The sequence below is a fragment of the Maribacter sp. HTCC2170 genome (assembly GCF_000153165.2).
Lineage (GTDB): Bacteria > Bacteroidota > Bacteroidia > Flavobacteriales > Flavobacteriaceae > Maribacter_A.
Genome location: NC_014472.1, coordinates 516071 through 540212, shown reverse-complemented (window position 1 = coordinate 540212; position 24142 = coordinate 516071). Strand labels below are relative to the sequence as shown.

At 36.0% G+C, this 24142-nt stretch carries 25 protein-coding genes; 14 read left to right on the top strand and 11 right to left on the bottom strand.

Annotated elements, in window-relative coordinates; all coding sequences use genetic code 11:
• Positions 1–116: 116 nt before the first annotated feature.
• The 4 genes from FB2170_RS02580 to FB2170_RS02565 form a co-directional block, all read right to left on the bottom strand.
• Positions 117–1544, bottom strand: a complete 1428-nt coding sequence (locus FB2170_RS02580; RefSeq protein WP_013304943.1) for a helix-turn-helix domain-containing protein — start codon at positions 1542–1544, stop codon at positions 117–119.
• A 376-nt stretch (positions 1545–1920) separates the two neighbouring features.
• Entirely contained in the window at positions 1921–2628 is a 708-nt protein-coding gene (locus FB2170_RS02575; protein ID WP_013304942.1) for a DUF4197 domain-containing protein, read from the bottom strand.
• A 23-nt stretch (positions 2629–2651) separates the two neighbouring features.
• Complete coding sequence (gene purU, locus FB2170_RS02570) at positions 2652–3503, bottom strand: formyltetrahydrofolate deformylase (protein WP_148232045.1); 852 nt, start codon at positions 3501–3503, stop codon at positions 2652–2654.
• A gap of 93 nt (positions 3504–3596) precedes the next feature.
• Positions 3597–3950, bottom strand: a complete 354-nt coding sequence (locus FB2170_RS02565; RefSeq protein WP_237701154.1) for a hypothetical protein — start codon at positions 3948–3950, stop codon at positions 3597–3599.
• A 169-nt stretch (positions 3951–4119) separates the two neighbouring features.
• Here FB2170_RS02565 and FB2170_RS02560 point away from each other — a divergent pair, with 169 nt between their 5' ends.
• The 3 genes from FB2170_RS02560 (at position 4120) to FB2170_RS02550 (ending at position 6938) form a co-directional block, all read left to right on the top strand.
• Positions 4120–4572 (top strand): Lrp/AsnC family transcriptional regulator, encoded by a 453-nt coding sequence (locus FB2170_RS02560; protein WP_013304939.1) that lies wholly within the window; start codon positions 4120–4122, stop codon positions 4570–4572.
• Positions 4573–4645: 73 nt separating this feature from the next.
• Entirely contained in the window at positions 4646–5464 is an 819-nt protein-coding gene (locus FB2170_RS02555) for a mechanosensitive ion channel family protein (RefSeq protein WP_041632998.1), read from the top strand.
• Between the two features lie 61 nt (positions 5465–5525).
• Positions 5526–6938, top strand: a complete 1413-nt coding sequence (locus tag FB2170_RS02550) for a hypothetical protein (protein WP_013304937.1) — start codon at positions 5526–5528, stop codon at positions 6936–6938.
• On the opposite strand, the gene FB2170_RS02545 is transcribed toward FB2170_RS02550, so the two are convergent.
• Entirely contained in the window at positions 6925–7662 is a 738-nt protein-coding gene (locus FB2170_RS02545) for a DJ-1/PfpI family protein (protein ID WP_013304936.1), read from the bottom strand. The two genes, FB2170_RS02550 and FB2170_RS02545, sit on opposite strands and share 14 nt — an antisense overlap.
• Positions 7662–8864 carry an MDR family MFS transporter gene (locus FB2170_RS02540; RefSeq protein ID WP_013304935.1) on the bottom strand — a complete coding sequence of 401 codons (1203 nt, stop codon included), beginning with the start codon at positions 8862–8864 and terminating at the stop codon, positions 7662–7664. The genes FB2170_RS02545 and FB2170_RS02540 overlap by 1 nt, the downstream gene beginning before the upstream one ends.
• A gap of 215 nt (positions 8865–9079) precedes the next feature.
• Between FB2170_RS02540 and FB2170_RS02535 the strand changes: the two genes are divergently transcribed.
• A complete protein-coding gene (locus FB2170_RS02535; protein ID WP_013304934.1) occupies positions 9080–9736 on the top strand; it encodes a DUF1684 domain-containing protein in 657 nt (218 codons plus the stop codon).
• A 62-nt stretch (positions 9737–9798) separates the two neighbouring features.
• On the opposite strand, the gene FB2170_RS02530 is transcribed toward FB2170_RS02535, so the two are convergent.
• The 4 genes from FB2170_RS02530 to crcB form a co-directional block, all read right to left on the bottom strand.
• Positions 9799–10809, bottom strand: a complete 1011-nt coding sequence (locus FB2170_RS02530; RefSeq protein WP_013304933.1) for an outer membrane beta-barrel protein — start codon at positions 10807–10809, stop codon at positions 9799–9801.
• A gap of 110 nt (positions 10810–10919) precedes the next feature.
• The gene (locus FB2170_RS02525; RefSeq protein WP_013304932.1) at positions 10920–12164 is read right to left on the bottom strand and encodes an ammonium transporter; all 1245 of its coding nucleotides are present in this window, start codon (positions 12162–12164) and stop codon (positions 10920–10922) included.
• Positions 12165–12190: 26 nt separating this feature from the next.
• Positions 12191–12529: a P-II family nitrogen regulator gene (locus FB2170_RS02520; protein ID WP_041632997.1), complete on the bottom strand. Its 339-nt coding sequence runs from the start codon at positions 12527–12529 to the stop codon at positions 12191–12193.
• 257 nt (positions 12530–12786) lie between these two features.
• Positions 12787–13164: a fluoride efflux transporter CrcB gene (gene crcB / locus FB2170_RS02515; protein ID WP_013304930.1), complete on the bottom strand. Its 378-nt coding sequence runs from the start codon at positions 13162–13164 to the stop codon at positions 12787–12789.
• Between the two features lie 743 nt (positions 13165–13907).
• Between crcB and FB2170_RS02505 the strand changes: the two genes are divergently transcribed.
• Positions 13908–14294 (top strand): nucleoside triphosphate pyrophosphohydrolase family protein, encoded by a 387-nt coding sequence (locus FB2170_RS02505; RefSeq protein ID WP_013304928.1) that lies wholly within the window; start codon positions 13908–13910, stop codon positions 14292–14294.
• A gap of 27 nt (positions 14295–14321) precedes the next feature.
• Here FB2170_RS02505 and FB2170_RS02500 read toward each other — a convergent pair whose 3' ends face one another.
• Positions 14322–15386, bottom strand: coding sequence for a branched-chain amino acid aminotransferase (locus tag FB2170_RS02500; protein ID WP_041632645.1), 1065 nt, complete (start codon positions 15384–15386; stop codon positions 14322–14324).
• Between the two features lie 105 nt (positions 15387–15491).
• Here FB2170_RS02500 and FB2170_RS02495 point away from each other — a divergent pair, with 105 nt between their 5' ends.
• The 9 genes from FB2170_RS02495 to FB2170_RS02455 all read left to right on the top strand — a co-directional run bounded on the left by FB2170_RS02495 (position 15492) and on the right by FB2170_RS02455 (position 24140).
• The gene (locus tag FB2170_RS02495) at positions 15492–15995 is read left to right on the top strand and encodes a DUF4920 domain-containing protein (protein WP_041632996.1); all 504 of its coding nucleotides are present in this window, start codon (positions 15492–15494) and stop codon (positions 15993–15995) included.
• Positions 15995–16657, top strand: coding sequence for a tRNA (5-methylaminomethyl-2-thiouridine)(34)-methyltransferase MnmD (gene mnmD / locus FB2170_RS02490; RefSeq protein ID WP_013304925.1), 663 nt, complete (start codon positions 15995–15997; stop codon positions 16655–16657). Before FB2170_RS02495 ends, mnmD begins: the two co-directional genes overlap by 1 nt.
• Before the next feature lie 121 nt (positions 16658–16778).
• Positions 16779–17741 carry a TIGR01777 family oxidoreductase gene (locus tag FB2170_RS02485; RefSeq protein WP_013304924.1) on the top strand — a complete coding sequence of 321 codons (963 nt, stop codon included), beginning with the start codon at positions 16779–16781 and terminating at the stop codon, positions 17739–17741.
• A 142-nt stretch (positions 17742–17883) separates the two neighbouring features.
• Positions 17884–18444, top strand: a complete 561-nt coding sequence (locus FB2170_RS02480) for a nucleotide exchange factor GrpE (protein ID WP_013304923.1) — start codon at positions 17884–17886, stop codon at positions 18442–18444.
• Positions 18445–18453: 9 nt separating this feature from the next.
• Positions 18454–19578, top strand: a complete 1125-nt coding sequence (dnaJ, locus tag FB2170_RS02475; protein ID WP_013304922.1) for a molecular chaperone DnaJ — start codon at positions 18454–18456, stop codon at positions 19576–19578.
• Between the two features lie 179 nt (positions 19579–19757).
• Positions 19758–20693 carry an ABC transporter ATP-binding protein gene (locus tag FB2170_RS02470; RefSeq protein ID WP_013304921.1) on the top strand — a complete coding sequence of 312 codons (936 nt, stop codon included), beginning with the start codon at positions 19758–19760 and terminating at the stop codon, positions 20691–20693.
• Entirely contained in the window at positions 20686–22026 is a 1341-nt protein-coding gene (locus tag FB2170_RS02465; protein ID WP_041632995.1) for an ABC transporter permease, read from the top strand. The genes FB2170_RS02470 and FB2170_RS02465 overlap by 8 nt, the downstream gene beginning before the upstream one ends.
• Positions 22027–22071: 45 nt before the next feature.
• Complete coding sequence (locus FB2170_RS02460) at positions 22072–22965, top strand: DUF6268 family outer membrane beta-barrel protein (protein ID WP_013304919.1); 894 nt, start codon at positions 22072–22074, stop codon at positions 22963–22965.
• A gap of 11 nt (positions 22966–22976) precedes the next feature.
• Entirely contained in the window at positions 22977–24140 is a 1164-nt protein-coding gene (locus tag FB2170_RS02455) for a sigma-54-dependent transcriptional regulator (protein WP_013304918.1), read from the top strand.
• The last annotated feature ends 2 nt before the right edge of the window (positions 24141–24142 follow it).

The window sequence follows — 24142 nt, the reverse complement described above, 5'->3', positions numbered from 1 at the left end:
TAAGTTTTCAGAGCTGCTTTACATTATAGTAGTGTCCATCAAAATAAAGGGCAATAGAGGAATTAATAGGAAAGTCTTATAAACGTTTACGTTTCCGATGTATGATTACTGATTTTTTACATTGTTGTTGCTTTTAGAGCAACTCTTTGGTATTCGCTGGGGGTTAAGTTGGTATCTTTTTTAAATGCTTTGTTGAAAGTCACTTTGTTATTGTACCCAACTTCATATGCAACGTCAATTATATTCAGGTTTCTTTGGTAGTCCCTATTAAAAATATCTTTTGCTTCATCTATTCGATACTTATTGATCAATTCATGGAAATTCATATCAAAATGCTCATTAATGACTTGTGAAGCATTATGTCTGGTCGTATTCAATCTGTTCGCTAATTTTTCCAGATTGATATTATTCTCCCTATATATTTTTTCTTTGTTCAATAAATCCAATAAGAGGGTTTTTAATTCCTGGGACAAGCTGTTTGTAAGTCCTGATTTTTCGTATTTGAAGAAATACTTATCGCTAAGAGTGAAAATTCCGCTAAAAACATTAGGTTGAACATTGGCGGAATATCCAAGATACATTACCATTAATGCCATTAATATTACTTGTAAATGATATAAAAATCCAGAGGTTATGCCGTTACTTAGTAAAATTCCATATGCCGCATAGCTGCCTATATAAATGAAATGAATTGTATAAAGATTTGATTGCCATAATCTGTTTTGTTTGCCCAACCCTTTATTTGATTTGGAATTCAAATATACCTTGCGAATGAAGTAACCATAAATAGTCAATGACAAAAGTTTAAAAACGATGATGGCCAAATCAGTTACACTTCTACCCAGAGAAACCCTTTCTATCATCAAGGTTAGTTTTTCGTCAGAAGGCAAAATATAGGTAGGGAACAACACAAATAACAAAAGAAGTGTTGGGGTCAAATGCAATAGATCTTCTTTTTTAAATTGATATTGTTGGGTGATTCTCTTGAAATAGAAATATAACAGGGGACCATAAAGAAATGAAAATAAGGTGGACATCCTGAATGAATGAGGATATTGATAGTGATAATTGGTCATATTCAAACAAATATGAAGAATGAATATAGAGTGAATGAATATGAAACAACTTATCAATATTTTTGCGATGCGATCTATTTTTTTATTGAATTGTAGAACGGCGGCAATATAAAAGCCAATTAAAGCCACATATAGATACAAGAATGACGAAAGGTTAATTCTTGGTGGATAATCATTTGTGATTGATTGTGAAATATTCGCCGCAGAGGTATTATTTGAGAACAATGTAGGCTCAATGACGTTTAACGAAAATGTGTTTAATCCTAAAGAAATTTTTGTTATTCCATTGTCTAAAATTGGTGATTGACCATAGACCTCATCTTCCTCAAATAAGTTTGAAGTTGTTGAAAATATAAAATTGGGTAAGATTTTATTATTATAAAAACTCTCCTTATGTTCGATAGGTACGGCAGGATAGGCTTTTATGCATAATAAAAAGAATGTGATTAAGATTCCTATATGCCTCATTTGATTGATGAATTAGCTCGTTTCAAGTTAATCAATAAATGAAGTTCAAATCTTAAAAAAAACTTAAAAGAGTAATCCCCGATAATAGTTTACCCCTGAGATAAGTTAAAATTCAGCAGAAAAACGTTAAAACTTCTAATGTTTAAGCTTGCTAATTTTAAACTATTCTTAACGTTAGTGAATAAAAAAAAACCGGTGCTCCCACCGGTTTTAACTAACTAACTCAAAAAATTACTAACTCAAATAATTCGGTATAAAAATCTTTTATTATATAATTCTAAATGCTAACTAAAGATTAGCAATAGGAAATTATTGCTTTTTTTGTAAAACGGAATTTTAACAGTTTTATTGTCTGGTTCTGAGTGATTTTTTTGAGTTAATCTTGTAGTGTAAATACTTTTCTAAGCAAATCGGTAGTTCGGGACGATACCTTTGTTCTAATCTCTTTCTCTTCTATAGCTATCATAGTATACACACCATTCAAAGCCTCATTGGTTACATAGTCCGTTAAGTCCGGATTTACTTTTTTAGTAAGCGGTATGCTGTTGTACCTATTTATTAAATTGCTCCAGATTTGATCAGCTCCAACTTTTTCGAATGAATTCTTGATAACGGGATTAAACTTGGTGTACAAAGCATTTTGGGTTGCATTGGTAAGGTATTGGGTTGCGGCGTCGTCATCCCCCAATAAAATATTTTTTGCATCATTGAAAGTAATACCTTTTACGGCGTTAATAAATATTGGTGTGGCCTCTTTAACCGCATCTTCGGCAGCCCGGTTGAGGACTTTTAAGCCCTCATCAGCCAAATTACCCAGTCCTATATCTCTTAAGGTTTTATCCACCTTTTGAAGTTCATCGGGTAATAATATTTTTACCAATTCATTTTTATAAAATCCATCAGTAGCAGTTAGTTTGCTAACTTGTTTGTCGATGCCCAAGTCAAGTGCTTCCCTAAGTCCTTGCCCAATTTCCAAATTGCTTACTCCATTACCCCCCTGCGGTAGCTGATTTACAACTTGCTGTAGCTCTCCACAGGCCACTGCCTGAAATAAAACAATTAAGATCATTATTTTTCTTTTCATCTTTATTTTTTTGTTTTAACCTGTTAAGAAAATATTACTGTTTTGTTATTATAGACCATGGTTTTACGCTCAATATGTTGGGCTACCGCTCTTGACAACACTATTTTTTCAAGATCTCGGCCTTTGGCAATAAAATCTTTGATGGTATGGGAATGGGATACCGTTGTTACATCTTGTTCAATAATTGGTCCGGCATCCAACTCTTCGGTAACATAATGGCTGGTGGCACCAATAATCTTGACCCCTCTTTCAAATGCTGCATGGTACGGCTTTGCACCTGCAAATGCAGGCAAGAAAGAATGGTGGATGTTAATTATTTTATTAGGAAATTCATTGATCAACCCACTACTTATAATTTGCATATATCTAGCTAACACCACAAAATCAACTTTATGTTCTTTCAAAAGCCGTAATTGTTTCTTTTCGGCTTCTTGTTTTGAATCTTTTGTGACTGGAATATGATAAAATGGAATTTTAAACTGATTTGCGATATAACCTAAATCTTCATGATTGCTTATTATAAATGGGATTTCAACGTTTAATTCACCGGAATTGAACCTACTTAAGATATCATAAAGACAGTGATTATATTTAGAAACGAAAATGGCCATTTTGGGCAGGGTTTCGTCTAAATCCAAACTCCATTCCATTTGATAGTGATCAGCCAAAGTTGAATTAAATTCATTTTTGAAATCAATAGGTTGGAACGCATTTTTTTTAAAATCGCTTTCCAATCGCATAAAAAACACATCGGCCTGTTGGTCTACATGCTGATCTAGATAGGTAATATTCCCCCCTCTTGAATGAATAAAAGTCGTTACAGCACTAATAATTCCTGATTGATCTGGGCAATGAATAAGTATAGTAGTTTTCAACAGTAATGCTTTAGTTCTCAAAATTAGAACATAAATAACATCAAACTATTATAATATTGTTGAATTTTCTTGGTGAATTATGATGGGCCCCTATTAGGAGAGCGATGCATTTCCGTTATTTGGTAACGTACCAGTCCATTTTTTAAACGATTCCCTAAAACTCTTTATTTCTTGTCTCAAGAGGTTCAAATATTCTTTTTCTTTTACCCCATCACGCTCCAACCCCGTGCAGTATGAATTTATATTCTTAATCATGATATTGATATAAGAGACATTTTTTATTTTCTCATCTTGGGATAAAGAGAATTCGGTCTGAGCAATTTTCTGAGGAATAAGAATGGTATCGGTCAATAAAGAATCTGCTATTATATCTCTAAGACTATTGGATTTATAAAGTTTTAGTAAATCCTTGTTGAACGTGACATATGACGCAATCTCTCTGCTCATAGCACAAAGTTCAAGAGCCTTCCTATAGACAGGAACTGTTCTTAGATTTTTACGGGACATAATATAAATAGCAATTTTATTACCATAAAGTTACGGTGGATATCTAAAATTTATCTTTTGATTTAAAGGTGATTTATTATTTTTGCTTTTGATTATAAAATATTTAAACATGAATTCTTTAAATACTTCTATCGATGATCTGAATTGGCGAATACTTGAATGTCTTCAAGAAAATGCAAGGGAATCATTCGCCAGCATTGGCCGAAAAGTAGGTCTTACACCACCGGCAGTTGCAGAACGAGTAAAGAAACTTGAGGATTTGGGTGTGATACTTGGGTATAAGTCTACAGTTTCACATACGCTAACCGGTCATCAACTAAAGGCAATAATAACTTTAAGGGCGTTTATGGGTAAATTAAAGCCTTTTTTGGCTACGGTGGGTAAATTTAAAGAGGTCATTAATTGTTATAGAGTAACGGGTAATGAGAATATTGTAATGGAGGTTGTATTGAAAGACCAATTTCATTTAGAAAAGTTCATTGATAAATTAATACAATACGGTGAAACCAGAACCCATATTATACTATCTGATGTGATTTCCAGTGCGCCCATTAACAAATAGGAACGCCTTTTTGAACTATTCTATGAATTGATTTGCGACTAATGTAATTAATCACTTATTTTATTCTATGGACATGGATAAAATCAATGAATATATTCAAATAGCAATTGATAAGGCGGTTTTCTTTTTGCCCAAGATTCTTTTGGCTATTCTAATCCTTTGGATTGGATTTAAAGTAGCAAAGAAATTGGTTCATTGGGTGAACTTAGCTCTGGAGAAGGCGGGTTTTTCAGAAACTTTGCGTCCATTTTTGTCATCGACGTTATCAGTAATTCTTAAAGGAGTTGTTCTTTTTACAATTGCGATGGTTATAGGGGCAGACTTGACTGGCCTTGTGGCCATTTTAGCTGCCGCAGGTTTTGCTGTTGGTATGGCACTTCAAGGAAGCCTGGGGAATTTTGCCTCGGGGATTTTAATTTTGACCTTTAAACCATATAAGATCGGTGATTGGATTCAATTGGAAGACAAGTTCGGTAGGGTTGAGGAAATAGGTATTTTCAGTACCGATGTGCTTACACCGGGAAATAAGATTTTAATTATTCCCAATTCGAAAGTGACTGACTCCGTTGTGACCAATTATTCTGAAAAAGGGATGATAAGGTTAGAGTTAGAAGTGACCATGCCTTATGCAGAGAGTTTCCCTAAGGTTAAAATAATAATACTGGATACATTATCAAGGATTCCGAAAGTACTCAATGACCCATTACCAGAGATTGGCATCAATACTTTTGATTCCCATAGTATACAATTATTGGTGAGGCCTTACGTTTTGCCGGATGATTATTGGGAGGTGACTTTTCAGACCAATGAGGCAATAAAAAGCGCCTTTAGCACAAATGAAATAAAGGTTGCCTATTCCGAAGGAATCGAAATTGGTAATATTGGTGAATGAATTACCTTATTTGTATCTTTGACAGGTTCATTTTGGCGAGATTTTTGATGTACCATTCTGTATGAAAAAAATATTACTTGTACTTACCTTAAGCGTTTCCTTTTTATCATCAGCACAGCAGCTAACACTCAAGAAGGGTATGATTATGGATCGCATTGCTGTAAATGATACAATTTCTGAAGATTTTGCGCTCTTTTTACCTACCAAATTTGATACTGCTAAAGTGTGGCCTGTAATTTTCGTTTTTGATATGCAGGGTAGGGGTAAAAAGGTGCTTAGCATGCTTTCTGGGGCCGCTGAAAAAAACAACTACATAATTGCTGCTTCGAACAAAGTGAATGATACCCTATCGATTACCCAAAACGTGCTTATAACCAAGAGAATGTTCGATGCCGTGTTTTCGATGTTCAGAATACATAAAGAGAGAATTTACACAGCTGGTTTTGATGGGGGTGCTAGAATGGCTTCTGCGATGCCTATCTTTTTGAATAATATTAAAGGGGTTATTTCATGTGGCGCCTCGGTAGGGAATAGGGATTTGTTGTCAAGTAAAAAACGTTTCCACTTTATTGGTATTGTTGGTAATGAAGACTTTAATTACCCTGAAATAAGGAAACAGGAAAGCCTTTTCAATTTAATGAAATTCCCTAATGAAACCTTGGTTTTTGATGGAGGTCATAAATGGCCCTCTCAACAATTGCTTTCCCGGGCCATTGAGATTTTTGATTTGGAAGCAATGTCTAAAAATATAATACCTAGAGATTCTGTTTTTATAAAAGACACATATCTGCGGGATTTAAATAATACCAACAATTTAATTTCTGAAAATAGATTTTTAATAGCCCATCAAAAGTTAGAAGATATATTGAAGATTTATAGACCATTGTTAAAGGTTGATTCTTTAAAAAACAGTTTAAAAACTATACGACGAAGTCAAGCTTTTAAAAGTCAAAAACGAAACCAGAACTCAGTTCTATTTAAGGAGTCCTTTGTTAAGTCTGAGTACGACTATGCTCTTGAAGAAGATGTTTTTACCTATAACTATAATAATTTAGGATGGTGGAATTATCAAATGGGTGTACTGAAAAAGTTCAAGGAAAGTGATAATATATCCCAAAGGCAAATGGGAGTAAGGTTGGAGGGTTATTTAAATGCCCTAATTGCCGATAGTATTGACATTATTAATGAAAATTCTCCAATCGATGAGGAAGGACTCAACTATCTTTGGATGTTGAAGACCATCACAACTCCCGATGATTTTTCTTATTATTTAAAGGTTATTTCTTTAAATGCCAAAGTTGAAGACTATGGGACTTCCCTTTATTATTTAGAAGAGCTGCTGAAACTAGGGTATTCGAATTCAGATGAGCTTTATTCATTGGAAAATACTGCTTTATTTAGAATAACACCAGAGTTTAATAAATTAGTAGAAAAATATTTGAAAAAAGCCAGGTATGAAATCATTGAAGAGTAAGATGTGATACTTTGGTAATATCCCAATCAATAACCAATCCCTTTGCTAAGGATTCTGTAATTTCTTTTCCATAGAGTACTTCACATAAATACAGGGCGGCTTCAAAACTTTTAGCTCCTCCAGCAGAGGTTATATATTTACCGTCATGAACAAAGAGAACATTGTCCTCAACACTTAACTGAGGAAATGTTTTGCGATACAATGCTATATCACTTGGGAATGTTGTTGATGTCACATCATCTAAAACTCCCGCCTGTGCAAGTACAAATGCACCGTCGCAATGTGAGGTCATGTACAGCGCATTTTCATCAACTTTTTTGATAAAATTCAACATTTGGTTGTCCTTTAAGTCTGAATCAAGGTGGTGTTCGGCACTTGGAACCACAAGTATATCTATATGAGGAAGAGAATCATTGGTATAGTCAAAATCGGGTAATACCCGCACACCCTCAAAAGTGGTTATTGGGTCTAATGTATTGGCAACCGTAAAAGTGTTCATTGCTTTAATACCCTTTCTGAATTGTGTATGCTGAAATATGTCAAAGGGGGCAGTGAATTCGGTGTTATAAGTGCCATCCATAATAAGAAAAGCTACGTTATATCTATTTTGTTCCAATTTGGGTAAATGCCGCTTGTTCTCTACCACTGTTGTTTGCGAGTCTTTTTTAAAATTACATCCAAGAAAAAAGAGGCATATGAATATGGTCAATAATATAGTTCTCATTATTTATGCTTTAGAATTGAGTTCTTTAAAAGTAAAAGTAGCACAATTCCCAAAAAACAAACCACCATAACACCATACCATGTTATATCATAACCAAAGCGAGCAACACTTTGCATACCAGTATTGTGACCAAAAACATGTGCAATAGAGAATGAAATACTGTAAAGGGCCATGTATTCGCCTTGATTTCCCCTTTTGGCACGATCCATGGCAAAGGCATTTGAAAATGGAAATGCAATCATCTCACCTATGGTCATTAGGAGCATACCAACAGTAAGAACCCCAATCCAAGAAATAAGATTAAGAATCAAAAAACTTAGGCCAGTCAAAATGAGTCCAAGTATTATGTTCGAAATTTTGGACCAAGGTCTACTTTCCATAAACTTGATCAGAGGCATTTCAAAAACAAATATGAAGAACCCATTGAGCGCGAGCAGCATTCCAATTTGAAATTCAGTAAGGGAATGAATTTCACTATAATATACCGGCATTGTTGAAAAATACTGTACAAAAGCAAATCCGAACAAGACCATTGAGGCAATGAACAATAAGTATTTTGAGTCCTGGTATGCAGATTTTGGTGATGCATGATGGATGCTGTCCAATACAGTTGATTTTTTAGGATGAAGTACAACTAACAATAGAATACCGGCTGTTACACAGGTTAGACCATCTATCCAGAACAGCCCTTGATATCCGATTGAACTTATAATGATTCCGCCAAGTGCAGGACCAGCGGAAAACCCTAGATTTATTGCAAGTCTTATTAAGGAGACAGAGCGTGTTTTATTTTCTTTTTTGCTAAAAGCATTCAATGCAACATAAACGGCAGGTCTAAAGGAGTCAGCAAAAATCATAAGAATAAAAATGCCAATACAAATGGCCCAGAAGCCTTCAAGAAACTGAATCGCGATAAAAAGTAAACCGGTAGAAAGAAGACTAATCAACATGACCTTGTAATAGCCAAGCTTATCAGTTAATTTGCCTCCTAACCAGGCACCTACTAATGAGCCAAGCCCAAAACTGGTCATAATACTGCCGACATTTTCAAGTGTAAAACCCAGATTTTGGGTAAGATATAATGATAGAAAAGGTATCACCATAGTACCTGCCCTATTTACCAATGTAATAAGTGCGAGCCACCATACTTCTTTTGATAGCCCTCTGAAAGAGTTTAAATAATTGGTATAGAATTGTTTCATTTTAATTCATTGCATAAAAAAAGCCTAACAATTTGCCAGGCTTTAAATATTTAAAAATTCAATTCGATTTTAAACATAGTTGCACTGGATCCATTTTGGAGGATACACATTCAGTTTTTTATAAATCGATATTTGCTTCATTGGTAATTTTTAACTAAAACCAAATCTAACCAAAATTATCATAAGTTGTATTTTTGATTATAAATTCGATTTAAATGAAGTATTTGGTTTTTGGGTTATTCATGCTATCAGTATTTTTTAGTTGTAAGGATGGTAAAAAGTATCATGATGAAAAACAAAACGAAAAAGAGTTTGTAAAGGTTGATGCTCTGAATGAAATTTTAAATTTTCAATCTAACTTAAATGAAGAGTTTAAGAACCCAGACACTTCGCCTTTGGCTGATAGATTTCGCAAAGATTTTGAAACCCTTGATTTTTATGAACCGGATACAACTTATATAGTACGGGCCAAATTTGTTTTGACTCCTGAGGCTTTACCTTTTTTAATGCCAACGACAACGGATCGCAAGTCTGAAGAAGTGGTTTATGGCATTGCTCATTTTAAGCTAAATGGAATAGAGCATAAATTAGAAGTTTATCAAAACAAGAAATTAATGCTTGAGGACGAGTATAGAGATTATCTTTTTCTGCCTTTTCTTGATGGTACCAATGGCGATGAAACCTATCCTGGTGGAAGATATATAGATCTTTCAATACCCTCGGATGATACAATAGTTATAGACTTTAACAAAGCTTATAACCCCTATTGTGCTTATAACAAAAAATATTCCTGTCCTATTGTGCCTGGTGTAAACTCATTAAATACCGAGGTGAGGGCGGGAGTAAAGGACTTTAAGTATGGTAAAGAATAAAACCCTGATCTATGGGACCAGGGTTTTAAATCAATTTAAACTATTATAAGATCAATTAAATATTAGAAAGAGTAAATGGCCGCAATCAAGAATGTTGAAAGGCTTTTAGAGGTGGCGCCATCAGCATCTAAATAAGGCTCAACATCGTTACCCCAGCTGTCTAACCTGATTTCTGGCTTAATAATCAAATTGTCAACGGTATAACTACCGGTCAGGGTTGCTGCAAATACACTTGGGTCATCGCTAATTAAATCTGAACGTACCGCAAAGTATTCACCCCTAAGCCCCAATGAAAAATCATCAGAGGTTGCGAGTTGCGGATATAATGCAATACCTGAAAAGCCTTCACCTTCGTTATCTGCGTATGCAGCGTTGATTCCTAAAAAGAAATCATCCGATAAATCAAAACCACCAGTATAATCTACTTCAAAGCCCAACACTTCGCCGCCATCATAGTAGAGATTCAAATATTGTCCTGAAAAACCAAATTGAGCTCCCAATGAGTAAACTCCAGTAAGGTTATTATTAGTGTCTGTAACATTCATTACTGCAAGCATTAAACTAGTGCCCTCTCCCAATGTGAAATCAGCCTTTGCCCCAACATGTGAAAAGGGACCATTTGAGAATAAATAGGAAGTACTGTAGTTAAAATTTCCAATAGGAGAAATAACCTCGTAGCCTAAGAAAGTATTAAACCTGCCCATTGTTAAAGTTGTTCCTTCTGATACATTCCAATAGGCATATAGTTGGTTAAGGTTATAGCCTCCTGTGGCAGATTCACCCCTTGGTCCAAAAGTCACATCGGCAACTGCGCCGGTTTTTTCGCCTTCATACGAGGCTATAATATTAGCCATTCCCATGGCGAAACCCAGTTCATTGGCAAAGGAAGTCCCAAAAGACTGAGGTTCACTGTCCGAAGCACTCAAGTTGGTTTGGTAATAAGCATCTACGCTACCACTTATCGAAACTTTTTTAATTTCTTCTTCCTCTTGGGCATTAGATACTATTGATATCAATAAGATTGCTAAAAGAAAAATTTTTTTTACGAAATTTGTATTTGTAATTATTTTCATATTTCAATGATTTAATTGTCTCATTTAATGAGACATTTGACTAATAATGAATTGAGAATTGTGTTGAAATGGTTACTAACGGAGCGTTCTGCAAAACGCTCCGTCTTTTTTTAATGTTGATTCATCCTAAAATCGGGATACGCATCCATACCATGTTCATGAATATCCAATCCTTCGATTTCTTCTTCTCTCGAGACTCGTATTCCCATGGTTTTCTTAAGGGTAAAGATGATGACGAATGCTGTTAGACAACAGAAAACCGCAGCAGCGCCTACACCAACAAGTTGGTAGAACAATTGATCTAATCCTGCTTTGTCTCCAAAAACACCTACTGCCAAAGTTCCCCAAATACCACATATAAGATGCACTGTAACTGCGCCGACAGGATCATCCAATTTCAGTTTATCTATGAATGATACACCTAAAACAATAATAACACCAGCAATCAAACCAATTGCAATTGCTTCAAGCGGGGACATTAAATCGGCACCAGCCGTAATACCAACCAGTCCTCCTAAAATACCATTTAGAAACATTGTTAAATCAAAATTCTTGTGCAAAATTGTTGAGGTTGCAAACGCTGAAACACCTCCAGCAGCTGCCGCTAAACTTGTCGTTACCAGTACCAAAGATGTTAATGCAGGATCTGCTGATAATACAGATCCTCCGTTAAAACCAAACCAACCTAACCAAAGAATCAAAACACCGGCGGCGGCAAGCGGAATGTTGTGACCTGGTATCGCTTTTGCCTTTCCGTCTTCACCGAATTTGCCAACTCTTGCGCCTAATAGCATAATTGCAATCAATGCTCCCCATCCGCCAACAGAATGTACTAAGGTGGATCCTGCGAAATCATAAAAACCGGCATCATCGCCCCCTAGTGTGGAAAGGAATCCTCCTCCCCATTGCCAAGACCCTACGATAGGGTATACGAGGCCTACATAGAAAAGAACAAATATCATAAAGGCTCCTAGTTTTACTCGCTCGGCGACTGCTCCTGAAACAATAGTTGCAGCAGTGGCTGCGAACATTCCTTGAAAAAGAAAATCTGTCCAATATGTATAACCCCCGTCAGCATATTCTGGCGTGAGTCCGTCTTCGCCGATTGGCAATCCAAATCCTCCAAACCCAAGAAATCCATTAAAATCTCCAGGGTACATTAAGTTAAAACCTCCAATATAATAGAGTAATAGTCCCACGCATATAATAAAGACATTTTTAAAAAGTATATTAATTGTGTTCTTTTCTCTGGTAAGTCCAATCTCTAAAAATGCAAATCCTGTGTGCATAAAGAAAACGAGAGCGGTACAAACCATCATCCAAACATTATTTGCTGTAAATAATCCTGCGTCCATTTTGAAAAAGTTTAGTAGTTTAAATTTTAGTTTATTCCGGTTTTGCCGTTTTCTTTTGTTCGTATTCTGTAGGCTTCCAGTATTTCTGAAACAAATACTTTGCCATCACCTACATTGCCAGTGTACGCAGATTCCAGTATTGTTTCTACCGTTCTTTCTAAGAATTCATCAGAAACCACAATCGATAAATATCTTCTTTGTATATCGCTTGTACTATAGGAAATGCCTCTATAGACATGTCCTTGTTTCTCATTGCCAACACCGGTGACGTCCCAGTAGCTAAAAAAATTGACCTCAATCTGATGCAATGCTTTTTTGACATCATCAAATTTTGATTTTCTAATAATTGCTTCGATTTGCTTCATAATTTGTTGTTTAAAAATCCAAATGTATATTTTATTGTGGTACACCCCTAAAAAAATAGGGGTATATATTATATAATTATGATTATAATAATTAACACCCATAAAAAATATGGGTATTGATTAAAAAAACATTAATAATTATAATATAACTGTATTGAAACAGGAGGTGTTAATAGGAAAGGAGTGGGCTCATATAATTCGGGGGAGGAAACTAGGACTGCTCTCTAGTTCTGACAAAAGGACAAAGTCTATAATGTCTAGGTCAAAAAAAACTTGGAAACCCATAAACCGATAAGCACTGCAGCAATTCCAACGGCAATACTTGAAAGGGTATAAACAGAGAAGTGAAGAATTTCGCCTGTTTTTAATAAGGATTGATTTTCAAGTGCGAAAGTTGAAAAAGTTGTGAAACCACCACAAAAACCTGTGGTTAATAATAATGTTTGATTTTGGGAAAGGATATTGTTCTTAAATGATAATCCTAAAACTATACCTATTATTAGACACCCTATAACATTGACCAAAAAAGTGCCCAGATAAAAGTGCTGAAAATAATTATTGAATGTTTTGGAAACAACGTACCTGAGCAAACTGCCCAAACCACCACCTAAAAACACAAGTAATAATTGTTTCATTTATCTTACACAAAATAAGAACATCCCATTAATCAGAGGTTGTGACTCTAATTGGGCTAAATAGTTAATCTGATAATTGTTTAAAGGTAATAACTAAACCGCTTTCTTGTAGCTAGTAGTAAATAAATCTAAAGGATAGATTTTTGAAATGGTAGAATCTGTAATGCTTTTCTGTACTTTATTATCTCTTTTATAGACAACGTATAGGCTTGTAAGCATAATAGCTACGTTGATACAAACCAGAATAAAAACTATTGTAAGAAATGTCACCATTTGTTTAGCACTTTAGATGAATAACGCAAAATTACGTTGTTTGGTATTATATACGGGATAAAATACTCAAATTGTTGTCAAAGTGATGTTTTTTGTGGTATACGTAAATATTACGTTAATTCTTAAGTAAATACTTAATTAAGAATAGGATTAACAAGAAGATTATAAAGATTATTCCCACCCACTTAACTCCTTTGTAGTTTTTGGAATGTAATTTTTTGTCCTTTTTATAGGTAAGGGCAATTACGATGGAAAAAACGATGATGAAAGAAATGGCAAATACCAACTGCCCGGTACTGAACATAAACAATTATAATTAGTTATTCATTAATGAAAAAAATACAATGCACTGAATTTAGTCGCTTCACCTACTTAATCAACGATTAATATCATGTGATCGTGGATAAATTGATTTAATACTTCTTTTCTTGTTTTATATTTTTATGCAAAGCTAATCTAAATGTATAAATATGAAGCATAAAATAAGCGCGGTTGAATTATTTCACAATTCATTCGGATTGGGAGTGTCAGAGACAATGAGGGCCAACTTGGGCAAAGAGAAAAATTTGTTGAGATACAACCTAATGGATGAAGAGAACAAAGAATATTTTGAGGCAGCCAATGAAAATGATTTAGTTGAGGTGGCCGATGCGCTAGGAGATATGCTTTACATATTGTGCGGTACTATTCTAGAACATGGTATGCAGTATAAGATTGAGGAAGTCTTTGAGGAAATTCAGCGTAGTAACATGAGTAAATTGGGTGCTGATGGCAAGCCAATTTATAGAGAAGATGGGAAAGTTCTAAAAGGCCCCAATTATTTTAAACCGAATATTGAGAGTATACTGGATAAATAAAAAAAGGGACCATTGGTCCCTTTTTTGTTACACTTTGTATCGCCAACCAAATTTATCTTCACTTCGGTTGTATTGAATATCCGTTATTCTTTTCTTAAGTCTAGTTGCATATCCTTCCGGCATTTCTGGTAAGTCATAATCCGTATCCCTATAACCAAATGTACTTATTGGTGAGATCACAGCAGCGGTTCCTGCACCGAACATTTCTTTCAATGATCCGTCTTTTGCAGCTTCTACAACCTCTATTACTGTTATTTTACGAACTTGAAAAGGAATACCTTCGTCCTTGGCTATTTTCAAAATACTCTTTCGGGTGATGCCATCAAGTATTCTATCACTTGTCGGCCCGGTGATCAATGTGTCATTTATTCTTACGAATATATTCATCGCACCTGCTTCCTCTATATATTCATGGGTGTTGTCATCAGTCCAAATGACTTGGTTGTATCCTTTTTCAACTGCCAGTTGTGTTGGGTAAAACTGTCCTGCATAATTACCACCGGCTTTGGCATACCCTACGCCGCCATTGGCGGATCTTGAATATTTTTCTTCAATCAATACTTTGACCTTTCCAGAAAAATAGGCTCCCGATGGTGCACAAGCAATTATAAAAGTGTATTCATCTGCTGGGGATGCATGAAACCCATTTCCTGAAGCAAAAATAAATGGTCTAATATATAATGAACTTCCAGCACTCTGCGGAATCCAATCTTTTTCCAAGTTCAAAAGTTCAACCAGACCGTCCATGAAATAGTCTTCAGGTAATTCAGGAATAGCCATTCGTTTCGCAGAAACGTTCAATCTCTTGCAATTATCCAAAGGGCGAAAAAGCCAAACAATGTCCTTTTCGTCCTTATAAGCCTTCATTCCTTCAAAAATAGATTGTCCGTAATGAAATATTTTTGCCGAAGGATCCAAGGTAATGGGTTGATAAGGTTTAATCTCGGGTAGTTCCCAAGCGCCATTTTTGTATTTGCAGACCAACATGTGATCTGTAAAAACACTTCCAAAAGCCAAGTTATCAAAATCTACTTCATTTATTTTGGAGGTTTTGGCCTTTTGAACTTTTAAATTTTTTGTACTCGTCTCCATCGGATTGAAATTTATCGAATAAAATTAGAAAAATATCGCAATCCGATCTTCTTTTTTCATTCAAAAATGTCCATTTTTACAATAGATTTAGAAAATTTAGGAATTATGAAAGGTTTTAACATTTTAGTTGTGCTATTGTTATTGATTTTTTCATGCAAAGGTCAGGAAACCAAGCAGGAAGTTGCTGAAAACCCAGAGAATATGGGTCAGTTGGTATCGTTTGGGGAGAAAATTTTGGATGATGGTAGTATTTCCAACCTCGAAATGATGAAAAAGTATGGAGAAATGGTAGTTGCCGATACTGTACAAGTTAAATTTAGTGGTGTTGTTAAAGATGTATGCCAGGCGAAGGGTTGTTGGATGAAAGTTGAGTTGGAAGGTGGTGAGGAGGCTATGGTTAAGTTTAAAGATTATGGTTTTTTTATGCCCAAAGACATTGCTGGGAAAGAAGTAATTGTAAACGGTTATGCATTTGTTGAGGAAATGAGTGTTGAGGACCAAAAGCACTACGCCGAAGATGGCGGTAAATCTGCAGAGGAAATTGCCAAAATAACAGAGCCGAAAAAAACTTTTGGTTTTGAAGCAGACGGAGTGCTTTTAAAAGAGTAATGCAACGGGAAATAATAACTACGGCAGATGGCTCAAAAACCATCCAAATAAAGGATTGGAATGAGCAATACCACTCAAAACATGGTGCTATTCAAGAGGCTTACCATGTTTTTATTAAACACGGATTAAACTTATTCAAAAACCAGGACCTCCATATTTTAGAAATAGGTTTTGGAACCGGGCTGAACGCTTTCATCACTTTTCTGGAAGCTTCCAAATTGGGCCTGAAAATTAATTATAGAGGTATTGAGGCGTACCCTGTATCGCAAGAAGAACTTTCTCTATTGAATTATGTTTCCGAATTAAAAGCACAAGATTATAATGATGCTTTTAAACAGATGCACGAAACGGATTGGGAAAAAAATGTTTCAATTTCAAAAACCTTTGAGCTTCATAAAGAGCAATGTGATTTTAAGCAAGTAAAATATCAACACAGCTACGATTTAGTTTATTTTGATGCATTTGGTGCCCGGGTGCAACCAGAATTGTGGACCGAAGAAGTTTTTGAAATCATGTTCATAGCACTAAAAAAAGGCGGTATTTTGGTTACATATGCAGCCAAGGGAAGTGTTAGAAGGGCCATGCAAGCGGTTGGTTTTGAGGTTGAGAGGTTACCTGGACCTCCCGGAAAACGTGAAATGCTGAGAGCGACGAAACCATAAAGTCAAAATCTTGACTGTAAAATCACATTTTCTCTTATCCAGCTTAACATTAATGGTTTATCTGTGTTAAATCGAAATTAAAATCGATTATTACGGAATGTAAATCCTCTACCTTTGCAATATGAAGCTATTGATTACAGGGGCAACAGGTCTAATAGGACGCGCGATTGTTGAATTAAGCAACAAGCAAGGCATTCCTGTGAATTATTTGACCACCGATAGGACTAAAATAGTTTCTAACGACAATTTCAATGGCTATTATTGGAACCCTGATCAGAATGAAATAGACCTTAGTTGTTTTGAAGGGGTAACTGCCATAATTAACCTAGCCGGATCAAGTATTGCAAAAAAGTGGACGGCCGATAATAAAAACGAAATTCTTAGTAGCCGAATAAATGCTATAAAAACTTTGAACTATGCTTTGGGTAAAACCGATTCGAAAAAGATCACATCATTTGTTTCAGCATCGGCCATTGGTATTTACCCAAGTTCATTAAGTCATTTTTATACAGAAGAGGAACTTAGGATTGACGATAGTTTTTTGGGTGAGGTAGTTCATGAATGGGAAAAGGAAATTGATACATTGGAACACTTCGGGATTCCTTTTTCAAAAGTAAGAATAGGGATGGTGCTGTCTAAAGATGGAGGTGTATTACCAGAATTGGCAAAACCAATAAAATCCTTTGTTGGGTCAACTTTTGGTAATGGTAAACAATGGCAGTCATGGATTCATATAGTCGATTTGGCCAGACTATTTTTATTTATCGTTGAAAACCAGTTATGTGGTACATACAATGGGGTAAGTCCAAACCCGATAACGCACAAGAAAATGGTCCATGAAGTTGCTAAGGTATTCAATAAGCCGCTTCTTTTGCCTAATATTCCTTGGCTTTTCATGAAATTGGTACTTGGGGAAATGTCCTATTTGCTTTTTGCCAGTCAAAGAGTGAGTAGTAAAAAAATAGCTGAGGAAGGTTTTGCGTTCGAGTACCCCAATTTTGCAAATGCACTTCAACAATTTTATAATGGTGGGTATGAAAATAATTCAGTCAATGACTTTGAGACTGAAGATTTTTTATCATGAATGCTGTTTTATGACCACCACAATTCTTCGTTTATAGTTGGTTGAATGATAATTTCATAAAGATTGATGACATTTTGACATTTTTAAAGAAATGGCAGTACTTTTGCCATCTTACAAATCAAGATTAAAACTTTTATACTAAATGGGTAAGAAAGATAAAGCCAAAGAGGTAAATGAGCCTATCTCTGAAGAGCAAATGAATATAGATATCGAAAACGGACAAGAAGGAGCTTCTAAGGAGGAACAAAATTTGTCTGTAGAGGAAAAGCTTCAAGAAGAACTGGCTAAGGAGAAGGACAAATTTCTTCGCTTGTTCGCTGAGTTTGAAAATTATAAAAGGCGCACATCCAAAGAAAGAATGGATTTGTTCAAGACTGCTGGGCAAGAGGTCATAGTCTCATTACTGCCTGTTCTAGATGATTTTGAACGAGCTTTAAAAGAATTGTCCAAATCGGAGGATAAAGAAATGTTTAAGGGTGTTGAGTTAATCAATGGAAAGCTACGAGAGACTTTAAAATCTAAAGGCATGGAAGATGTAGGAACTAAGGAGGGAGATACTTTCGATGCCGAAATACATGATGCAATTACTCAAATACCAGCACCAAATAAAAAATTGAAAGGCAAGATCATTGATGTAGTTGAAAGAGGGTATAAATTGGGAGATAGGATAATTCGTCATCCAAAAGTGGTTGTTGGAAACTAAAAATCGAACATGAAGGAAGATTATTATGAAATATTGGGCATTGATAAGAATGCCACGGCCGCGGAAATAAAGAAGGCATACCGTAAAAAGGCTTTGAAGCATCATCCTGATAAAAATCCTGGTGACGCCAAGGCAGAGGAGCTTTTCAAGAAATCTGCGGAGGCCTATGAGGTACTTAGTAATCCTGATAAAAAAGCTAGGTATGATCAATATGGTCATGCTGCATTTGAGGGTGGCGGCGGCTTCGGCGGTGGCGGAATGAACATGGATGATATCTTTAGTCAATTTGGGGATATTTTCGGTGGAGCCTTTGGCGGCGGCGGCGGATTTAGTGGTTTCGGTGGCTTTGGTGGCGGTGGCCAGCGAAGGGTAAAAGGAAGTAACTTGAGAATCAGGGTGAAGTTGACTTTGGAAGAAGTGGCCAACGGTGTTGAAAAAAAAGTTAAAGTTCGCCGAAAGATGCAAGCGGCAGGGGTAACATACAAAACATGTAGTACTTGCGGAGGAAGAGGTCAAGTTACAAAGGTGACCAATACCATTTTAGGTAGAATGCAAACAGCGGCCGCGTGTAGTTCTTGTGCAGGTAGTGGACAAGTAATAGATAATAGGCCGAGTGATGCTGATGCTCAAGGTTTAAAAGTAAACGAAGAAACGGTATCTATTAAAATACCTGCCGGCGTAGAAGACGGCATGCAGTTAAAAGTTCCTGGTAAGGGGAATGAAGCTCCCGGAAACGGAATCCCTGGAGATTTGTTAGTTGCGATTGAAACACAAGATCATGCTACTCTAAAAAGAGAGGGTGATAATTTACACTACGACCTTTATATAAGTATTTCAGAAGCCGTTTTAGGTACCTCTAAAGAGATTGATGCCGTAGGCGGTAAGGTTCGAATTAAACTAGAACCGGGAATTCAATCTGGTAAAATATTGAGACTAAGGGGCAAGGGTATTTCCAGTATTAATGGTTATGGTAGTGGAGACCTTTTGGTGCATGTAAATGTTTGGACTCCTAAAGAACTTAATAAGGAGCAAAAAGAGTTTTTTGAACGAATGAGTGGTAATGATAATTTTGAGCCTAAACCAGAGAAATCTGACAAGTCATTCTTCGAGAAAGTGAAAGATATGTTCTCTTAAAGGAGAACAAATTAAGTATTAAATAAAAAACGTATATTTGATTTAATATTGGGAAACCAATATTAATTTTCTTTTTCATAGCAATTTTTTTCCCATCCTTAATTTGATTAAGGGTGGGTTTTGTTTTTTAGGAGGTTCTTAGTTTAAAGCAATTCTATATCTTTGGCAAAATTGCTTACATGAACAACATTTTGGTTACTAAAGAGGTTACCAAACAATTCGGGAAACATATTGCTCTTAACAAAGTTTCCTTGGAAATTCCTGAGAACAGTATTTATGGCCTGCTTGGTCCTAATGGTGCTGGTAAAACAACATTAATACGGATTATCAACCAGATTACCCATCCAGATTCGGGAGAGGTGTATTTTGATGGTGAATTGTTGAAGCCTAAGCATATTTCTGTAATAGGCTATTTACCGGAAGAAAGAGGATTGTACAAGAGTATGAAAGTAGGCGAACAAGCCTTGTATTTGGCCCAGTTAAAAGGGTTGAGTAAATCTGAGGCTAAAAAACGGTTGAAATATTGGTTCGAAAAACTGGATATAGGGGATTGGTGGAACAAGAAAGTTCAAGAACTATCCAAAGGTATGGCCCAAAAGATTCAATTTATTGTTACCGTTCTCCATGAACCTAAATTGCTCATTTTCGATGAGCCTTTTAGTGGCTTTGATCCCATAAATGCAAACATTATTAAGGACGAAATCCTGAATTTAAAAGAAAACGGTACGTCCATCATCTTTTCGACTCATCGAATGGAATCGGTTGAAGAGCTCTGTGAATATATAGCACTGATTCATCAGTCTGAGAAAATTCTTGACGGAAAACTATCCAATATTAAAAAGGAATATAAAAACAACATCTACAATGTTGGGCTTGAGGTAAAAAACCCAGACGCCTTATTAAGGGAGCTGTCAGGTAAATTTGATTTGACTGCTTCTGAAATTAATCCACTGGAAAACCAATTGGATTTCACTGTGCAGTTACCAACCAATGATTCAGGTGAAATGTTGACATTTTTGGCCAACAAGGCCAATGTGAACCAATTTGTTGAGACCATTCCTTCTGCCAACGAGATATTTATTCAAACTGTTCAAAGTAAAGATGCAAATGAATAAGTTACCATTGATCATAAAACGGGAGTATTTGGCTAAGGTTCGGAATAAGTCATTTGTTATCATGACTTTTTTAAGTCCAATTTTAATGGTTGGTATGATTGTACTTATAGCATATCTAACAAAAATAAACGATAATGAAAAACGGATAATAGGGGTGTTTAATGAGAGTGGTTATTTCTCTAATGATTTTCATACTACCGAGGGTACGTCTTATGTTCACTTTAGAGATGTTACATTACAAGAAGCTAAGGACTCAACATCTCAAATAGGGTATTATGGACTTCTGCATATTCCTGACGAAAGTAAACTTGAAAAGGTGACAGAGAATACTTATTTCTATACAAAAGAAGCTCCAAGTAGTTCGGTCCTAAGTAAGTTGGAAAGTATATTTCAAAGTCGCTTAAGGGAAAGAAGATTGCAGGATTTGGGTGTGTCGACCGAGGAGTTTGCATCAATGGATAAAGATTACGAAATAAATACGGCAACCTTTGATGGGCAGCAAAACCTTAAGGGTATTAATGAGATCAAGGCAATTATCGGGGGCGGATTTGGCTATCTAATTATGATGTTCATTATTATTTATGGTGGTTTTGTTATGCGTAGTGTAATCGAAGAGAAAACCAGTCGAATTATCGAGGTGATTATATCCTCAGTTAAGCCATTTCAATTAATGATGGGGAAGATAATCGGGACATCTTTGGCAGGTATAACACAGTTTGCCATTTGGATAGTTTCAGCAACACTACTTTTAATGGTTGCGTTTTCGATTTTCGATATTGATCCTTCGGCCTTGAATAGTGGGACTGATATAACCAACGGCCTTGCTGAAAATATGGCACCGCCTGTACCCTCTGTAAATGAGACTATGCAGGCCTATGCCCAAGAACTTTACAAAATACCTTGGTTTATGCTTATATGCTTTTTCGTGGTTTATTTTATATTGGGTTACTTGATTTATAGCTCTATCTATGCAGCAATAGGTGCCGCCGTGGACAATGAAACGGATACTCAGCAATTTATATTTCCGATTATTTTACCGTTAATGTTGGCCATTTATGTTGGATTCTTCTCTGTTTTTAGTAATCCACATGGTCCAATTGCTGTTGGCTTCTCGCTATTTCCTCTAACTTCACCAATTGTTATGCTCATGAGGTTGCCCGGAGGAATAGGTGACGGTGGTGTCCCCGTTTGGGAACTGATAACTTCAATTCTATTGTTGATTATAACGTTTATTGGTATCGTTTGGTTAGCAGCTAAGATTTATAGGGTAGGAATTCTTATGTACGGCAAGAAACCCAGTTACAAAGAACTGTTCAAATGGATTAAATATTGATGTTAGAGATATGGGACATACCCCAGGATGATTGTGTAATGGCTAATGAAAATTACAATATTGCTTAAAAAAAGTATAAAGTCAATCGGTTATATTTTGGCGGTTTGTTGCTTTCAACTTGGAAACGCACAATCACCGGATATTTTTAGATTGGAATATATGTTGATGCCACAAAATAAGGCCGAAGCAGAACTCTCTCGGTTTAAATTGGTGGCAAATGCCCCAATCAAAGTTCGAGAAACTGATAATATTATTCTTGGAGCCGAGTATAATTATTTGGCCTATAAAATAGGTGACCAAGCCCCTTTTGATGTCCAGGGGATAAAAAATCTTCATGTCGTGGACTTTAATCTTGCCTATGTTTATAAGCACAACGAGGATTGGCGTTTTATAGGTGTAGCTACTCCAAGATTGTCGTCTACCTTGACCAATAGCCTTGAGAATGGTGATGTATCAGTGAACGTTACGGTTGGTGCTTTTAAGGACAAACAGAATATTGAAAAACCAATGCGTTTGGTAATGGGAATTGCTTACAATTCTACTGTGGCTCTTAGAATACCATTACCTATCATATATTTCGAAAAAAAATTCCACCCCAAATGGACATATGTGATCGGTGTACCCAAAACAGGTTTGAAACATCATTTGAAAAAAAATCATATGATTCAGGCCGAATTTATCCTGGACGGATATTTCGTTAATCTTCAAAATAACATCATTCTCCCAAATACAGGCTTTGCATCTTCTATCTCATCATCAGCGGCATTATTTACAATGGGGTATCAATATAACATATCCAAAAATATGTCGTTCTACGGTTATGTTGGGCACACCTTATTTCAAGATGGCGTGTTACGGGATAACGATAGAAATGATATTTTTACATTGAATGATGAGCCTAGTTTGTATTTTAGGACTGGGTTTAGAATAGGAATATAAATAATTTGAATATGTCAAAAATTTTAGTTGTAGAGGACGAGTCAGCCATTCGTAGAGTATTGGTGAAAATACTTTCGGAAGAAAGCGATTCTTATCAGGTTGAAGAAGCCGAAGATGGTTTGAGAGGAATTGAAGCCATTAAAAACAATGACTATGACTTGGTTTTGTGTGATATTAAAATGCCAAAAATGGACGGTGTTGAGGTGCTCGAAGCGGCAAGTAAGATAAAACCCGAAATACCATTTATTATGATTTCTGGGCATGGAGACCTGGATACTGCCGTTAATACCATGCGTTTGGGGGCGTTCGACTACATATCAAAACCTCCCGATTTAAACCGCCTTTTAACCACAGTTCGTAATGCCTTGGATAGAAAGGAATTGGTGGTTGAAAATAAAATCTTGAAGAAAAAGGTCAGCAAGAATTATGAGATGATTGGCGAGAGTAAAGAAATCAACGCCATTAAGGATATAATTGAAAAAGTAGCCCCAACTGATGCTAGGGTACTTGTAACAGGTTCTAACGGTACAGGAAAAGAACTGGTTGCCCATTGGGTACATGAAAAGAGCCCTAGAAGCTCAGCACCTTTCATTGAAGTAAATTGTGCGGCCATACCTTCAGAGCTTATTGAGAGCGAATTGTTCGGTCATGTGAAAGGTGCCTTTACTTCGGCCGTAAAAGATAGAGCAGGTAAATTTGAAGCCGCAAATAAAGGAACCATATTTTTGGATGAAATTGGTGATATGAGCCTTTCGGCACAGGCCAAGGTACTTCGCGCTTTACAAGAGAATAAAATTTCGAGGGTAGGCTCTGATAAAGATATCAAAGTAAACGTAAGGGTAATTGCAGCAACAAACAAAGACCTTGCAAAAGAGATAAAGGAAAATAAGTTCAGGGAAGATTTATACCATCGCCTTGCAGTAATCTTGATTAAGGTGCCTTCACTTAATGACAGGAGGGAAGACATTCCTCTTTTGATTAATCATTTTGCGAGCAAAATAGCAAGTGAACAAGGCATTTCTCCTAAAGGATTTTCGAAAAATGCAATTAAGCTATTAAAAGGCTACGACTGGACAGGTAACATTAGAGAATTGAGAAATGTTGTTGAGCGCTTGATTATTTTAGGTGGTCAAGAAGTGACGGAAGAAGATGTAAAACTCTTTGCCAGTAAATAGGA

Coding starts and splice junctions, on each gene's coding strand:
- FB2170_RS02580 (WP_013304943.1), bottom strand. CDS start 1,544: ATGAGGCATATAGGAATCTTAATCACATTCTTTTTATTATGCATAAAA.
- FB2170_RS02575 (WP_013304942.1), bottom strand. CDS start 2,628: ATGAAAAGAAAAATAATGATCTTAATTGTTTTATTTCAGGCAGTGGCC.
- FB2170_RS02565 (WP_237701154.1), bottom strand. CDS start 3,950: ATGAGCAGAGAGATTGCGTCATATGTCACGTTCAACAAGGATTTACTA.
- FB2170_RS02560 (WP_013304939.1), top strand. CDS start 4,120: ATGAATTCTTTAAATACTTCTATCGATGATCTGAATTGGCGAATACTT.
- FB2170_RS02555 (WP_041632998.1), top strand. CDS start 4,646: ATGGATAAAATCAATGAATATATTCAAATAGCAATTGATAAGGCGGTT.
- FB2170_RS02550 (WP_013304937.1), top strand. CDS start 5,526: ATGAAAAAAATATTACTTGTACTTACCTTAAGCGTTTCCTTTTTATCA.
- FB2170_RS02545 (WP_013304936.1), bottom strand. CDS start 7,662: ATGAGAACTATATTATTGACCATATTCATATGCCTCTTTTTTCTTGGA.
- FB2170_RS02540 (WP_013304935.1), bottom strand. CDS start 8,864: ATGAAACAATTCTATACCAATTATTTAAACTCTTTCAGAGGGCTATCA.
- FB2170_RS02535 (WP_013304934.1), top strand. CDS start 9,080: ATGAAGTATTTGGTTTTTGGGTTATTCATGCTATCAGTATTTTTTAGT.
- FB2170_RS02530 (WP_013304933.1), bottom strand. CDS start 10,809: ATGAAAATAATTACAAATACAAATTTCGTAAAAAAAATTTTTCTTTTA.
- FB2170_RS02525 (WP_013304932.1), bottom strand. CDS start 12,164: ATGGACGCAGGATTATTTACAGCAAATAATGTTTGGATGATGGTTTGT.
- FB2170_RS02520 (WP_041632997.1), bottom strand. CDS start 12,529: ATGAAGCAAATCGAAGCAATTATTAGAAAATCAAAATTTGATGATGTC.
- crcB (WP_013304930.1), bottom strand. CDS start 13,164: ATGAAACAATTATTACTTGTGTTTTTAGGTGGTGGTTTGGGCAGTTTG.
- FB2170_RS02505 (WP_013304928.1), top strand. CDS start 13,908: ATGAAGCATAAAATAAGCGCGGTTGAATTATTTCACAATTCATTCGGA.
- FB2170_RS02500 (WP_041632645.1), bottom strand. CDS start 15,386: ATGGAGACGAGTACAAAAAATTTAAAAGTTCAAAAGGCCAAAACCTCC.
- FB2170_RS02495 (WP_041632996.1), top strand. CDS start 15,492: ATGAAAGGTTTTAACATTTTAGTTGTGCTATTGTTATTGATTTTTTCA.
- mnmD (WP_013304925.1), top strand. CDS start 15,995: ATGCAACGGGAAATAATAACTACGGCAGATGGCTCAAAAACCATCCAA.
- FB2170_RS02485 (WP_013304924.1), top strand. CDS start 16,779: ATGAAGCTATTGATTACAGGGGCAACAGGTCTAATAGGACGCGCGATT.
- FB2170_RS02480 (WP_013304923.1), top strand. CDS start 17,884: ATGGGTAAGAAAGATAAAGCCAAAGAGGTAAATGAGCCTATCTCTGAA.
- dnaJ (WP_013304922.1), top strand. CDS start 18,454: ATGAAGGAAGATTATTATGAAATATTGGGCATTGATAAGAATGCCACG.
- FB2170_RS02470 (WP_013304921.1), top strand. CDS start 19,758: ATGAACAACATTTTGGTTACTAAAGAGGTTACCAAACAATTCGGGAAA.
- FB2170_RS02465 (WP_041632995.1), top strand. CDS start 20,686: ATGAATAAGTTACCATTGATCATAAAACGGGAGTATTTGGCTAAGGTT.
- FB2170_RS02460 (WP_013304919.1), top strand. CDS start 22,072: ATGAAAATTACAATATTGCTTAAAAAAAGTATAAAGTCAATCGGTTAT.
- FB2170_RS02455 (WP_013304918.1), top strand. CDS start 22,977: ATGTCAAAAATTTTAGTTGTAGAGGACGAGTCAGCCATTCGTAGAGTA.